11 protein-coding genes, 1 pseudogene and 1 other annotated feature are annotated in these 14,518 nt (G+C 53.2%); of the genes and pseudogenes, 5 read left to right on the forward strand and 7 right to left on the reverse strand.

Features of this window, described 5'->3' with window-relative positions; genetic code table 11:
- Positions 1–9: 9 nt before the first annotated feature.
- From recR to HV213_RS21840, 5 genes are all read right to left on the reverse strand, one after another.
- Complete coding sequence (gene recR, locus HV213_RS21820; protein WP_110273691.1) at positions 10–615, reverse strand: recombination mediator RecR; 606 nt, start codon at positions 613–615, stop codon at positions 10–12.
- Entirely contained in the window at positions 615–947 is a 333-nt protein-coding gene (locus tag HV213_RS21825; RefSeq protein ID WP_110273692.1) for a YbaB/EbfC family nucleoid-associated protein, read from the reverse strand. Before HV213_RS21825 ends, recR begins: the two co-directional genes overlap by 1 nt.
- Before the next feature lie 57 nt (positions 948–1,004).
- A complete protein-coding gene (gene dnaX, locus HV213_RS21830; RefSeq protein ID WP_181483276.1) occupies positions 1,005–2,909 on the reverse strand; it encodes a DNA polymerase III subunit gamma/tau in 1,905 nt (634 codons plus the stop codon).
- Positions 1,608–1,672, reverse strand: a sequence feature (DnaX frameshifting element). (Overlaps the previous gene by 65 nt.)
- A gap of 92 nt (positions 2,910–3,001) precedes the next feature.
- Complete coding sequence (apt, locus tag HV213_RS21835) at positions 3,002–3,553, reverse strand: adenine phosphoribosyltransferase (RefSeq protein ID WP_110273694.1); 552 nt, start codon at positions 3,551–3,553, stop codon at positions 3,002–3,004.
- Between the two features lie 150 nt (positions 3,554–3,703).
- On the reverse strand, positions 3,704–4,081 hold the full coding sequence (locus tag HV213_RS21840) for a DUF454 family protein (protein ID WP_110273695.1): 378 nt from the start codon (positions 4,079–4,081) through the stop codon (positions 3,704–3,706).
- 69 nt (positions 4,082–4,150) lie between these two features.
- Here HV213_RS21840 and priC point away from each other — a divergent pair, with 69 nt between their 5' ends.
- From priC to HV213_RS21855, 3 genes and pseudogenes are all read left to right on the forward strand, one after another.
- Positions 4,151–4,678, forward strand: a complete 528-nt coding sequence (priC, locus tag HV213_RS21845) for a primosomal replication protein N'' (RefSeq protein WP_181483277.1) — start codon at positions 4,151–4,153, stop codon at positions 4,676–4,678.
- 14 nt (positions 4,679–4,692) lie between these two features.
- Positions 4,693–4,866, forward strand: coding sequence for a pleiotropic regulatory protein RsmS (gene rsmS, locus HV213_RS21850; protein WP_181483278.1), 174 nt, complete (start codon positions 4,693–4,695; stop codon positions 4,864–4,866).
- A gap of 65 nt (positions 4,867–4,931) precedes the next feature.
- Positions 4,932–5,636, forward strand: a pseudogene (locus HV213_RS21855) (Rpn family recombination-promoting nuclease/putative transposase).
- 37 nt (positions 5,637–5,673) lie between these two features.
- Here the strand turns inward: HV213_RS21855 and mscK are convergent.
- Together mscK and acrR are read right to left on the reverse strand one after the other, a co-directional pair.
- Complete coding sequence (gene mscK / locus HV213_RS21860) at positions 5,674–9,018, reverse strand: mechanosensitive channel MscK (RefSeq protein ID WP_181483279.1); 3,345 nt, start codon at positions 9,016–9,018, stop codon at positions 5,674–5,676.
- Between the two features lie 130 nt (positions 9,019–9,148).
- Complete coding sequence (gene acrR / locus HV213_RS21865; RefSeq protein ID WP_181483280.1) at positions 9,149–9,799, reverse strand: multidrug efflux transporter transcriptional repressor AcrR; 651 nt, start codon at positions 9,797–9,799, stop codon at positions 9,149–9,151.
- 142 nt (positions 9,800–9,941) lie between these two features.
- Between acrR and acrA the strand changes: the two genes are divergently transcribed.
- Complete coding sequence (acrA, locus tag HV213_RS21870; RefSeq protein WP_181483281.1) at positions 9,942–11,135, forward strand: multidrug efflux RND transporter periplasmic adaptor subunit AcrA; 1,194 nt, start codon at positions 9,942–9,944, stop codon at positions 11,133–11,135.
- Between the two features lie 22 nt (positions 11,136–11,157).
- Positions 11,158–14,304 carry a multidrug efflux RND transporter permease subunit AcrB gene (gene acrB / locus HV213_RS21875; protein WP_181483282.1) on the forward strand — a complete coding sequence of 1,049 codons (3,147 nt, stop codon included), beginning with the start codon at positions 11,158–11,160 and terminating at the stop codon, positions 14,302–14,304.
- Positions 14,305–14,518: the final 214 nt, after the last annotated feature.

A 14,518-nucleotide genomic window follows, 5' to 3' on the forward strand; every position in this document is an offset into this window, starting at 1 on the left:
TCCGTTTGGTTAAAAACGAATCTTATGCCGTCCGGCGAGGGAGTGGGACAGCGTGGTGCCATCAACCATTTCCAGTTCGCCGCCAACCGGTACGCCATGGGCGATACGGCTCGCTTCTACGTCATACTGCGCGCAGAGCTCGGCGATATAATTGGCAGTGGCTTCCCCCTCGACCGTAGGATTGGTCGCGAGGATCACTTCCTGCATCGATTCGTCACGCAGACGCTGTTCCAGACGATCGAGCCCGATATCATCCGGCCCGATACCATCGAGCGGCGACAGATGGCCCATCAATACGAAATAACGACCGGAAAATTGCCCAGTCTGTTCAATAGCGTAGATGTCCGCAGGACTCTCCACCACGCAGAGCTGACCATTTTCCTTGCGGCGCGGGTTGCTGCAAATGTTGCACACTTCCTGTTCCGTGAAGGTGCGGCAATCGGCGCAGTGGCCGATTTCCGACATCGCGCGCGTCAGTGCCTGCGCAAGGCGCATCCCGCCGCTGCGGTCACGCTGCAGCAGGGTAAACGCCATACGCTGCGCCGACTTTGGGCCAACACCCGGCAGGCAGCGCAGCGCTTCCATCAGCTGAGTTAACAGCGGACTGGTTTGCATCAGAACGGCATCTTAAAGCCTGGCGGCAGTTGCATACCGGAAGAGACAGAAGCCATTTTTTCTTTCTGGGTCTCTTCAATGCGGCGAGCAGCATCGTTGAATGCAGCAGCCACCAGATCTTCCAGCATGTCTTTATCGTCTTCCAACAGGCTTGGGTCAATTTCAACGCGACGGCAGTTGTGCGCGCCGTTGATGGTCACTTTTACCAGGCCAGCACCGGATTCACCGGTCACTTCCAGCTTGGCCACTTCTTCCTGCATCTGCTGCATTTTTTCTTGCATCTGCTGGGCCTGCTTCATCAGGTTACCCAGACCGCCTTTTCCACCAAACATAGGCTTCTCTCTCAGTAAGTCGTCGTTAAGGATGATGATCGCAAGTTTAACTTGCAATCAAATGGGGCGAATACTTTCTTCATCCAGGTCCGCATCAAAGAACCGGCGCAGCGTCTGGATGTTGTTATCCGCAATAATCGCTTCACGCGCCTGCGTGAGCTTTTCTTCATAAATTGCCTGCCGCCACTCAAGCGGCGTGCGCATCGCGGGATTATCATCTTCCACGATGGTCAATTCAACCGGCGTACCGTACAAAATACCCAGCGCTTCCGCCAGCTTTTGCTGCGCGCCTGCCGAGTTCAGATGACGCTGGCTCGGACGCAGATGCAGGCAAACGCGGTTGCCGTCCTGCTCTTTCCACGCATTTAGTGCCACCTGCTCCACCAGTTTTGGCACCGCGAGCTGGTTAACTTCCGCCGCCCAGCTATCGCGCTCGACCGCTTCGACTGCCAGCTTCGCCGCCAGTTCCGGGGTTTTTTCGTGCTCCAGTGCTTTTTTCAGCGCTTTAGGTGTTGCAACTTCTTCTTTTACCGTTTCAACAACCATCGTCGATTTCCAACGGTAAGCTTCTTTTTTCGCCGGAGCTTGCTCCAGAGCGGCAGCTGCCGGACGCGCCTGTACGCGCTCGGTAATCGAACTCAGTCGTTCCAGCGCAGCGTTATTCACCGGCCGCGCGCGGGAAGCGGCTGCCGGTTCACTCTTTTTTGGGCTGGGTGCTCCCTGGCTACGCTGAAGCTGACTGCGGGCTGCCAGCACCTGGCTGGTCGTCTGCGGCAGATTCTGCGGTGGCTGCTGAGCGGATACCGGGGCAGCCTGCTGTACAGGTGCGACCGGGATAGTCTGCGCCGGAGGGGCTTCCGGTTCCGGCAACGGCATGCGCGGATGGAATGCCAGCGCCCGCAGAAGCGTCATTTCAACACCCATGCGTCTGTCCGGCGCGTACGGTAGCTCTTTGCGGCCAATCAACAACGTCTGATAGTAAAGCTGTACGTCGGTTGGCGGCACGGTTCGTGCCAGCTCGCGCATCCGCAGCTCTACGGCAGCCATATCCGCGCCGAGCGCCGACGGCGAGAGCTGAACCATTGCAATACGGTGCAGCAAACTTTGCATCTCGACCAACAGGGCTTCCCACTCCACGCCGCGAGCAGCCGCCTCATTGACGCCTGCCATCACGCGTTCGCCGTCGGCAGCCACTAGTGCTTCAATCAACGAGAGCGCCTGATCGTCGTCAAGAGTGCCAAGCATGGTGCTGACAGATTCTGCGGTCAGGTGGCCATCGCCGCTGGCAATAGCCTGATCCGTCAGGCTCAACGCATCGCGCAGGCTTCCATCAGCCGCGCGCGCGAGCAGTTGCAGCGCGCGCGGTTCAAAAGCAATCTGCTCTTCACCGAGAATATGCTCTAACTGATGACGGATCTGTTCAACATCCAGCGCCTTGAGATGAAACTGCAGGCAGCGGGAAAGAATAGTGACCGGCAGCTTTTGCGGATCGGTCGTCGCTAGCAGGAATTTAACGTGCGCAGGTGGCTCCTCCAGCGTTTTTAGCAACGCGTTGAAGCTGTGGCGCGACAGCATGTGGACTTCATCGATCAGATAGACCTTGAAGCGACCACGGGCCGGTGCGTACTGGACGTTATCCAGCAAATCGCGGGTATCTTCGACTTTGGTGCGTGAGGCGGCATCGATCTCGATCAGATCGACAAAACGCCCTTGTTCTATTTCTCGGCAGTTATCGCAGACGCCACAAGGCGTGGCGGTAACGCCAGTTTCGCAGTTTAACCCTTTCGCCAATAAGCGAGCGATGGAGGTTTTACCCACCCCGCGGGTACCGGAAAAGAGATATGCGTGATGAATGCGCCCTAACGATAAGCCGTTCGCCAGTGCGGTCAGCACATGTTCCTGGCCGACGACGTCAGCAAAGGTTTGTGGGCGCCATTTACGGGCTAAGACCTGATAACTCATGGGCTGGCTCTGAAACGCTGGAAGGTGAAATCACGAGGGGGCCATGCTATCACAGCCCCGCCCAATCAGCGAGGCTATGTGTCGGGAAATGCTTAGTGGCCCGGGAAGGGAACCAAGCTGTAGCTGTTGATTCCCAACTTCTCCAGGCGCTGTTCGCCGCCCAGATCAAACAGATTGATAATAAAGGCTGCATCATGTACTTCACCGCCCAGACGACGGATCAGCTTCACGGTCGCATCGATGGTGCCGCCGGTCGCCAGCAGGTCGTCAACCACCAGTACCTTGTCGCCTTCTTTAATGGCATCAACATGGATTTCCAGCTGATCGGTACCGTATTCGAGCTCGTAGCTCTCCGCGATGGTTTCACGCGGCAACTTACGCGGCTTGCGCACTGGAACAAAGCCTACGCCCAGCGCCAGCGCAACCGGTGCGCCAAACAGGAAACCACGCGCTTCGGTGCCCACCACTTTGGTAATACCCGCGTCTTTGTAGCGCTCTGCCAGCAGTTCAATGCTGAGCGCGTAAGCTTTTGGGTCTTCCAGCAAACTGGTGACATCACGGAAAAGGATACCAGGCTTCGGGTAGTCCTGGATGCTTTGGATGCTGTTCTTCAGATATTCAAGCTGCTGTGCAGTTGCGGTCATAAGTTTATGCCTGATTAAAACGGTGTTACTCACGGGCATGACAAACGGGCCAAAGAAACATTTGTTTAACCTTTGACCAGTCGTACCCGCGCTCGAAAACGCCAGAATTTACTGTCTGTCAGCGACAATTGCAACCATCATTATTGCGCATCAGTGCTTTTGTTGCTTTGCATCAACCACCGGAATGCGCCACATAAATATCAGCAGACAGGTGAGAATCACCAGCAGCAAGATGCGCACCCACGTAAGATTAACCAGCCACAGGGAAATGGCAAAGGTCAGCAAAATCATCACCACCGCCCGAGGTTTAGCGCCAGGCGGCATAGCGCGATATTTCTGCCAATGGCGCAGGTAACCACCAAACCACGAACGATACAGCAGCCAGTGGTGAAAGCGCGGCGACGAGCGGGCAAAACACCAGGCCGCAAGCAGGATAAACGGCGTCGTTGGCAATAAGGGTAAAAACACGCCCAGCGTTCCTAATGCTACCGCCAGCCAGCCAATGATGATTAAAATAATACGTGGCATAATGCGAATCGTTATCAAAAAGATAACGCTAATGTAGCACAGTTGTTTATCTGGGTAGGGAGGAGTTATTTGAAAACGGCCCGGCTTTTACACTCGCTGGAAAATCAACTGGCAGCGCTGGCGACGCAAGTTGCGCCACTGGCGGATCACGCGACGCTCAGCCCACGCTTCGATCGCCAACTGTTCCGCACCCGCAGCACGCAAATGCAGGCTTATCTGGATGAAGCCAACGAATGCTTCGCCGAGCTACAGCAGGCTGTCGAACGCCAGCAACTGCCGCAGGTCACCTGGTTGGCGGAACGTCTCGTTGCCCAGATCGCCGCTATCAGCCGGGAAACGGCAACCTGGTCGCTACGCAACTGGGATAGCGCTTCGCCCACTCTAAACCGCTGGCAGCGCCGACGTTTGCAGCATCAGGAATACGAACGCAGGCTGCTGGCGATGAGAAACGATCGCCAGCGTCAGCTCGCGCAAGCCACAACCTTTGATGAACAGCAACGGTTGGCAAAAGAAGTGGACGCCTATGCCGGGCGTCTGGCCCGCTGTCGTGACGCGCTGGAGAAAATCGAAAACATACTGGCACGTTTAACCCGTTAAGTGGAGGAAGAAATATGTCGCTGGAAAACGCATCAGACGAGGTGAAGCTAGCCGTCGATTTAATTATGTTGCTTGAAGAGAATAAGGTCCCCGCGCAAACCGTGCTAGCTGCACTGGAGATTATTCGTCGTGACTATGAAAACAAAGTAAAAAGTGCGGAAGAAGCCTCGCAAAACGCGCAAGAGTAGTCTGTAGTCGCATCGTTGCAGGTGGCAGAGTCATCGCCTGCCCCTTACAACGATGGATGATACTCATGGAACGATTCTCACACACGCCGCACGATGCTATTTTTCGCCAGATGTTGACCCTGAAAGAGGTCGCGCGCGATTTCTTACAACTCTATCTTCCGGCACAGTTTTTACGTATTTGCGATCTGGATACGCTACCGCTGGTGGAGCCGATTCTGTTTTATCACGGCTCCGTTAGTCCTTGGCCGCATACGCTCAACTGGCATCATCTTTTTGACGACCCCGAACTTGCCAGTGCGCTTTACAGCGGCGATTTTCCGCTGGTGGACCTGACCGTTATGCCAGATAATCAAATCGTCCGTCACCAGCGTATGGCGATGCTGGAGCTGCTGCAAAAACATATCCGCCAGCGCGATCTGGCCGAGCTTCAGCCGATGTTAATTACGCTGCTGGCGCAGGGATATCTGACGGAAACGCAGATCAATACGCTCATCAGCTATATGCTGCAGGCGGGAACCACGGAAAAGCCCGGGCCTCTCATTCGCGAGCTGGCGAAACAGTCGCCCAGGCATAAGGAGCTACTGATGACGATTGCCGAATGACTTGAAGAGAAAGGTCGTAAAAAAGGCAGAAAAGAAGGTTTACTGGAAGGCCGTCAAGAAATCTCGCGCAGCATTGCCCTGAAAATGCTCGCCAGCGGGCTGGATGCCGGGATGATAATGGAAATGACCGGACTGAGTCAGGAAGAACTCTCCTCCCTCGCCCCTTAAAACTAAGAGGGGCGGCATGCTTGCCGCCCCGGTAACCTTAACCTATCGCCGGAGCCGCATCGCCCCCATTTGCATCACGCTTCACCTCAGTGATTTCATCGCCCTTCTCATTACGCAGATGAACTTCCAGTTGGTTAAAGGCGATATTGATATCATTCTCCCGACACAAGCGATCGATAGCACGGTTTAATTCATCTACCGCGTAGCTACGATCGCGCAGTTCGCGCACATACAGGCGCAGTTCGTGATCGAGCGTACTGGCACCAAAGGTGGTAAAGAAAACCGACGGCGCGGGCTCTTGCATCACTTTAGGATGCTCGTGCGCAGCCTGTAGCAGAACTTCTTTCACCTTATCCAGGTCGGAACCATAGGCCACGCCCAGGCGGATGACGACGCGGGTCACGGTGTCGGAAAGCGACCAGTTAATCAAACGCTCCGTAACGAAGGCTTTATTCGGGATAATCACTTCTTTGCGGTCAAAGTCAGTGATCGTCGTGGCGCGGATGCGGATCTTACTGACGGTGCCGGAGAACGTACCGATGGTCACCGTATCGCCAATACGTACCGGGCGTTCGAACAAGATAATCAGACCGGAGACAAAGTTACCGAAAATTTCCTGCAGGCCGAAGCCCAAACCAACCGACAGCGCCGCTGCCAACCACTGCAGCTTGTCCCACGAAACGCCCAGCGAACCAAAGACCGTCATCGCGCCAATAACAATAATGGCATAGTTCAGGATCGTGGTAATCGCATATGACGCCCCCTGACGCATATTCAACCGGGAGAGCACCAGGACTTCCAGTAGCCCTGGTAGGTTGCGAATTAACGCCCAGGCCACCATGGACGCCACAATCGCAAACAGTAAGCTGCCCATGGTAACGCTTTTTATGACACTGACCCCGGCCTCTGTACCGTTGTAGTGCCAAAGCGTAATACTGTCGAGATAAGCAAAAACGGTGATCAGATCCGACCAAATAGCCCAGAACAGCACGCCAAACAGCGCGATCATTACCAACATCGTAATACGCAGCGTCTGCTGGTTAACCTGCTCCAGTGCGATCGTCGGTTCCTCCTGTGGCTCAACGCCTTCGGCCCCTTCTTTAACCAGGTGCTGACGGCGCGCCAGCGCCCGACGCCAGGCGATGCGTCGGGCGGCTACGCTCAAACCGCGCAGCACGGTCTGATACAGTAGATTCCACAACATCACCAGATAAACGGTTTCAATCCAGCGACCTGCAAGACGCAGCGTGGTGTAGAAGTAGCCCGTTGCCGTCAGAATCATCAACGCAATCGGCACAATCGACAGCACGGTCACGGTGATTAGACGCAGGCCGTGGGACTCTTTATCTCGCCAGCTTTCGCGAAACATTGGCCAGACGAGCACCGCTATCAGCAGCAGGTTGAGGAAAATAACGAACTGCCCCAGCACATCGTCCATCAAATGCAGCGGCGACAGTTCCGACATCACCGACCAAAAGTTCAGGGGCAACAACGCAAGGCTGACGCGCACAATTTGCCGCCGCCAGTGGCTGGTCAACTGTGACGGCATATTAAAGTGGCTCACCGCCACGCCATCTTTTTCCAGCACCTTCCAGCACAAGCCAAATACCAGCCAGAATATCGCCAGCTTTTTGCTATAGGCCCACAGCAAATCGCTGATATTCAGCTGCATCGTTAGCAGAATCAGACCAATGGCCAGAATCAACAACACTACCGGCAACGCTCGTATCAGATCGATGAGAATCGCTTTCGGCGTATGAAGCTGAGTGTCATTGCGTAGTTGTCCCACCTGTGATGCCAGCTTCGCCTGATACGCTTTAAGCCATTTCAGACGCCAGCGAATCAGCCCGGCAATCAGCAATAGCGGCAAACCGGCGAGAAATGCAATAAATACCGCAGGCCAGGCCTTTTCCCAGTTTACGGTGATTTTCATCGCCTTAAACTGACCTTGCAGCGCTTCCGGGAAGGCTTTAATCCATTCCCAATCCATCGGACGGTTACTGTTGACCCAGAAAATCTGCTGCGTCAGGATGGCTTTGAGGTTGGTCGAGACGCTCATTAACTGCTGCTGGTTGATTTGCAGGTTAATCGCCATCATCAACTGATTGCCAAGCTGTTTATTAAACTGATCGAGCAGCTCCCGGCGCATATCAATCAGCTCCAGCAGAGCATCATGCACTTCGGGGTTAACATCGCTGCTATGCCCTTCTTCCAGCTTCGCAACGTAAGCATCACTCTGGAACAACGCGTCTCGCTGCTGGTTCACCTCAAACTGCTCAAGGCGCAGGTCAGCGATGCGGTTAGTCATATCGCTTAGTTCATCCGCCGAGGGCAGCGTCTGTTGTTGCTGGTAAAGAATGCGCGACAGTAGCAGGCTGCCTTTCAGCACCGAGATCTGCTCTTTAATATCGCGTTCAGACTGTAAAGCACGATCGAGCCAGGTCTTTACCTTGATATTACGCTGGACCAGCTGATTGCCGTTTTCCGTTGCTGAAATAAGTTTTTCACTAAGCTGATGGTTAATATCCAGCTCTTGTTTCACCAGCGGGTTAGTCTGAATCTTTGCTGCTTCATCTGGAGAAACCGCCTCCTGAGCAGTTTTCTCAGTGAGCGTTAAGCGCTTACTGTTGACGGCTTCTTGCAATAACTGAAGCTGATGCTGTAAACGGTTACTATTGGCGGTAACATAATCACGCTGCTTTTGCAGGGTATCCTGCAGCACGGTGTTACCTTCCAGGCTTTTGCGCTGTTGATCGATCTGCGCGTTCAGTAAAGCCTGCTGTACCAGCAGCAAATTCTGCTGAGTGGGGCGCAACGCTTCATCACCTGTCGAAGTGCCATTCAGGCGATTACGGATTTGCTGGAGCTGCTGAGAAGCGGAATACATCGCATTTTGCACGCGCTCCGGCTGCGTCTGCAGGGAGACTAACTGGCTGTTATAAGTTGCCAGATCGTTCTGTGCATTTTGTAGATCGTCCAGCGTCTGAGAAACGCGCGATTCCAGCTGACGCAGTGACAAGGAACTCAACGTTTTTCGCGTCGCCTCATCATCAGTAGCATCGCTCAATGCATTCAGGCTATCGATGGCCTGATTCATTTTCGCAGGAGCCTGAGCGACCTGCTGACGCAGTTGGGCCGTTTCCGACTTTATGCGTTCAATTTTATCGAGAGTTTCCAGTGTCTGAGTCAGGTCCTGCTGAACCAGCTTATCCTGAGGTGTCAGCTCTTTTTGCTTATTCAGCGTGTTGAGTTGGCTTTGGACTTCGGCACGTTCAGGTAAATCAGCCGCTAGCGCCTGGTTGACGCTGATACAGCCGACGAAAAAAATCAGGGTAAAAATAAAAGCGGATATGGCATTTCGCCAACGGATAGTATGCAGCATAGTGTTAACATGAGTGGTTGCAAAAGCCGGAGAATACCGGGGATCGTCGCAGCGCGAAGGATAGCACTTATGACATCGCGCGAATAGCGTCGAAAAGCAGGAAATATTGGCTATTTCTCTGCTGACGCGCTTAAGCTTCGATTCCTTCTGGAGCCCGTAGAGAAGGGCAGAATTGATACATTTCGAGCAGCGTCGCGACGTACTCTCGCGCATCTTTTTGCAGATCAAAGGCATTCGGTGCCAGTAACCAATTTTCCATCAGGCCGGAAAGATAGCTGCGCATCAAAATGGCTGCGCGACGGGTAAGCAAATTGGCAGGCAGCATTTTCGCTGCAATGCAGTCTTGCAACGTTTGTTCGATACGATCGTAGCTCTCCAGACAAATGCTACGCTGTGCTTGTTGAAGTGTGACCATTTCACCTACGAATTCACATTTATGGAAGATGATCTCCATCATCAACCGCCTGCGTTTGTCTGTCACTGTTGCTTCAAGAACATAGACTAAGATCTCACGCACAACTGACAGTGGATCGTTAGGGAATTTTGCCCGATACTCAACTTCGAGGTCACTAATACTGGCTTCAGAAAGTACCCATATTTCATTAAATAAATCTGATTTATTTTTGAAATGCCAGTAGATAGCCCCTCTCGTCACGCCAGCGGCTTTTGCAATTGCCGCCAACGAGGTGGATGATACGCCCTGCTGCGAAAACAAACGCAGAGCAACATCCAGAATATGTTGCCGGGTCTCAAGCGCCTGTTGTTTGGTTTTTCGTGCCATAGGTCGATGAGTTTACAGAGGTTACGTTTACATACATTTGTGAATGTATGTACCATAGCATGACCATAATAGAAACACAGCAGTGGGTTTGTGGTCGATTGAGCCACTGAACAATTTGAAATTGGACACTCGAGGTTTACATATGAACAAAAACAGAGGGTTAACGCCTCTGGCGGTCGTTCTGATGCTCTCAGGCAGCTTAGCGCTAACAGGATGTGACGACAAACCGGCTCAGCAAGGGGCCCAACAAATGCCGGAAGTCGGTATTGTGACGCTCAAATCCGCTCCGCTACAAATCACAACTGAACTGCCAGGTCGCACCAGCGCTTATCGCGTTGCGGAAGTTCGCCCTCAGGTCAGTGGCATTATTCTGAAACGTAACTTCACTGAAGGTAGCGATATTCAGGCTGGCGTGTCTCTTTATCAAATTGATCCGGCGACCTATCAGGCCAGCTATGAAAGCGCAAAGGGCGATTTAGCAAAAGCGCAAGCCGCGGCAAATATGGACCAGTTGACGGTAAAACGTTATCAGAAACTGTTAGGCACTAAATACATTAGCCAACAGGAGTACGATACTGCCGTTGCTACCGCTCAACAGAGCAATGCTGCCGTGGTCGCCGCCAAAGCTGCTGTAGAAACTGCACGCATCAATCTGGCATACACCAAAGTCACCTCTCCTATCAGCGGTCGCATTGGTAAATCCGCTGTAACCGAAGGTGCTCTGGTGCAAAACGGCCAAACCACTGCGCTGGCTACCGTGCAGCAGCTTGATCCTATTTATGTCGACGTGACTCAATCAAGCAATGATTTTCTGCGTTTGAAACAAGAGTTAGCCAACGGCAAACTGCAGCAGGAAAACGGTAAAGCGAAGGTTGAGCTGGTCACTAACGACGGCCTTACCTACCCGCAGGGCGGTACGCTGGAGTTCTCCGACGTCACCGTTGACCAGACTACCGGCTCTATCACGCTGCGCGCTATCTTCCCCAACCCGGATCACACTCTGCTACCTGGAATGTTCGTCCGTGCACGTCTGGAAGAAGGTGTAAATCCTGATGCTGTGCTGGTTCCTCAGCAGGGCGTAACTCGTACGCCACGCGGTGATGCGAGCGCCATGGTTGTTGGCGAAGGCGATAAAGTCGAAGTCCGTCAGATTACCGCCACTCAGGCAATTGGCGACAAATGGCTGGTCACAGAAGGTTTGAAAACAGGCGATCGTGTGATTATCACTGGCCTGCAAAAAATCAAACCAGGCGTTCAGGTAAAAACGCAGGAAGTCGTTTCTGACGAAAAACAGCAAGCCGCAAGCAATGCTCAGTCAGAACAACCCAAGTCTTAACTTAAACAGGAGCCGTTAAGACATGCCTAATTTCTTTATCGATCGCCCCATATTTGCATGGGTGATCGCCATTATTATCATGCTGGCTGGGGGACTTTCGATCCTCAAGTTGCCAATAGCGCAATATCCAACGATTGCGCCACCGGCAATTTCCATCACAGCCATGTACCCCGGTGCTGATGCAGAAACCGTGCAGAACACCGTAACTCAGGTTATCGAACAGAACATGAACGGTATCGATCACCTGATGTACATGTCTTCAAATGGCGACTCTACCGGTACAGCGACGATTACCCTCACCTTCGAATCCGGTACCGATCCGGATATCGCCCAGGTACAGGTACAGAACAAGCTGGCACTTGCAACACCATTGTTGCCACAAGAAGTACAGCAACAGGGTATTAGCGTTGAAAAGGCATCCAGCAGCTTTCTGATGGTTGTCGGCGTAATCAATACTGACGGCACCATGAATCAGGATGATATTTCTGACTATGTTGCTGCCAACATGAAGGATACGATTAGTCGTACCAGCGGCGTAGGTGACGTGCAGCTGTTTGGTTCCCAATATGCCATGCGCATCTGGATGGACCCGAACAAACTGAACAACTTCCAGCTAACGCCGGTTGACGTTATTAGCGCGCTGAAAGCACAGAACGCCCAGGTTGCAGCGGGTCAGTTAGGTGGTACGCCGCCGGTGAAAGGCCAGCAGTTGAACGCCTCTATCGTGGCACAGACTCGTCTGACCAACACCGAAGAGTTCGGTAACATTCTGCTGAAAGTCAACCAGGATGGTTCTCAGGTTCGTCTGCGCGATGTCGCGAAGATCGAGCTGGGTGGTGAAAACTACGATGTCGTCGCGAAGTTTAACGGCCAGCCGGCTTCCGGTCTGGGTATTAAGCTGGCAACCGGCGCGAACGCCCTGGATACCGCCAACGCTATCCGTGCTGAACTGGCGAAGATGGAGCCGTTCTTCCCTTCCGGCATGAAAATTGTTTACCCGTATGACACCACGCCATTCGTGCAGATCTCTATTCACGAAGTGGTGAAAACGCTGGTTGAGGCGATCATTCTGGTATTCCTGGTCATGTATCTGTTCCTGCAGAACTTCCGCGCGACGCTGATACCCACTATCGCCGTACCGGTCGTCTTGCTGGGGACGTTTGCTATCCTCGCGCTGTTCGGTTTCTCGATAAACACCCTCACCATGTTTGGTATGGTGCTCGCCATCGGTCTGCTCGTGGATGACGCCATCGTGGTGGTGGAAAACGTCGAGCGTGTTATGGCTGAGGAAGGGCTACCGCCAAAGGAGGCAACGCGTAAATCAATGGGCCAGATTCAGGGCGCACTGGTGGGTATCGCGATGGTGCTTTCGGCAGTATTTATCCCGATGGCCTTCTTCGGCGGCTCTACCGGTGCGATTTATCGTCAGTTCTCTATCACTATCGTTTCGGCTATGGCGCTGTCGGTACTGGTAGCGCTGATCCTGACCCCGGCGCTTTGCGCCACGATGCTAAAACCCGTCGCGAAAGGCAGCCATGGTGCAACCACCGGCTTCTTTGGCTGGTTTAACCGCATGTTTGATAAGAGCACACATCATTACACCGATAGCGTAGGCAACATTCTGCGCAGTACCGGTCGTTATCTGGTGCTGTATCTGATCATCGTAGTGGGAATGGCCTGGCTGTTCGTACGTCTGCCAAGTTCCTTCCTGCCAGACGAAGACCAGGGCGTGTTCCTCAGCATGGCACAGCTCCCGGCTGGTGCAACGCAGGAACGTACGCAGAAAGTCCTTGATGAGATGACCGACTACTATCTCACTCATGAGAAGAACAACGTTGAATCAGTATTCGCCGTTAACGGCTTTGGCTTCGCGGGTCGCGGACAAAACACCGGTATCGCGTTCGTCTCACTGAAGGACTGGAGCCAGCGTCCTGGCGAAGAGAACAAGGTTGAAGCGATCACCGGCCGTGCAATGGGCTACTTCTCGCAAATTAAAGATGCAATGGTCTTCGCCTTTAACCTGCCAGCCATTGTCGAACTGGGTACCGCTACCGGCTTTGACTTCCAGCTGATCGATCAGGGTGGATTGGGTCACGAAAAACTCACTCAGGCACGTAACCAGCTCTTTGGCATGATTGCGCAGCATCCTGATGTATTAAGTGGCGTTCGTCCAAACGGCCTGGAAGATACACCGCAGTTTAAAGTCGATATCGATCAGGAAAAAGCGCAGGCTCTCGGCGTTTCGATTAGCGACATCAACACCACATTGGGTTCCGCCTGGGGTGGTAGCTATGTCAACGACTTTATCGACCGTGGTCGCGTCAAGAAAGTCTATATTATGTCCGAAGCCAAATACCGTATGCTGCCGGAAGATATTGGCAACTGGTACGTGCGCGGTAGCGATGGACAGATGGTGCCGTTCTCCGCCTTCTCCACTTCACGCTGGGAATATGGCTCTCCACGTCTGGAACGCTATAACGGTCTGCCATCAATGGAAATCCTTGGTCAAGCAACGCCTGGTAAGAGTACCGGTGAAGCGATGAACCTGATGGAGGAGCTGGCGGGCAAACTGCCTTCTGGTATTGGCTACGACTGGACCGGTATGTCCTATCAGGAACGGTTGTCCGGCAACCAGGCACCTGCGCTCTACGCAATCTCTCTGATTGTTGTATTCCTGTGCCTGGCGGCGTTGTATGAGAGCTGGTCAATTCCGTTCTCGGTTATGCTGGTCGTTCCGCTCGGGGTTGTTGGTGCACTGCTGGCGGCAACTTTCCGCGGGCTGACTAACGACGTCTACTTCCAGGTTGGTCTGCTAACAACCATTGGCCTGTCGGCGAAGAACGCGATTCTTATCGTTGAATTCGCCAAAGACCTAATGGATAAAGAAGGTAAAGGCCTGATTGAAGCGACGCTCGAAGCGGTACGTATGCGTCTGCGTCCGATCCTGATGACCTCACTGGCATTTATCCTGGGGGTAATGCCGCTGGTTATTAGCTCTGGGGCAGGCTCCGGTGCGCAGAACGCCGTAGGTACTGGCGTAATGGGCGGGATGGTGACCGCGACGGTTCTGGCTATTTTCTTTGTACCAGTATTCTTCGTGGTGGTTCGCCGCCGTTTTAGCAAGAGAAATGAAGATATTGAGCACAGCCATACGGTTGAGCATCACTAATCTCCCCTCTAAGGGCCGCATTTGCGGCCCTTTCCTTTTCTATCTATATTAAGCGCACTCATTGTCATTGTTTGTTTTGTAGCCTGTTATATAATATTTAATGATGAGTTCTGCCATATATCTCTGTTTTTTTCATCCACCGATTTGTCATTCCGACCTAACTCAGAATATTCTCAATCACTGACATTGTGTATGGTTGTCCGGCAACAACCAC

Origin of the sequence: Klebsiella sp. RHBSTW-00484, from assembly GCF_013705725.1 — a bacterium.
GTDB lineage: Bacteria > Pseudomonadota > Gammaproteobacteria > Enterobacterales > Enterobacteriaceae > Klebsiella.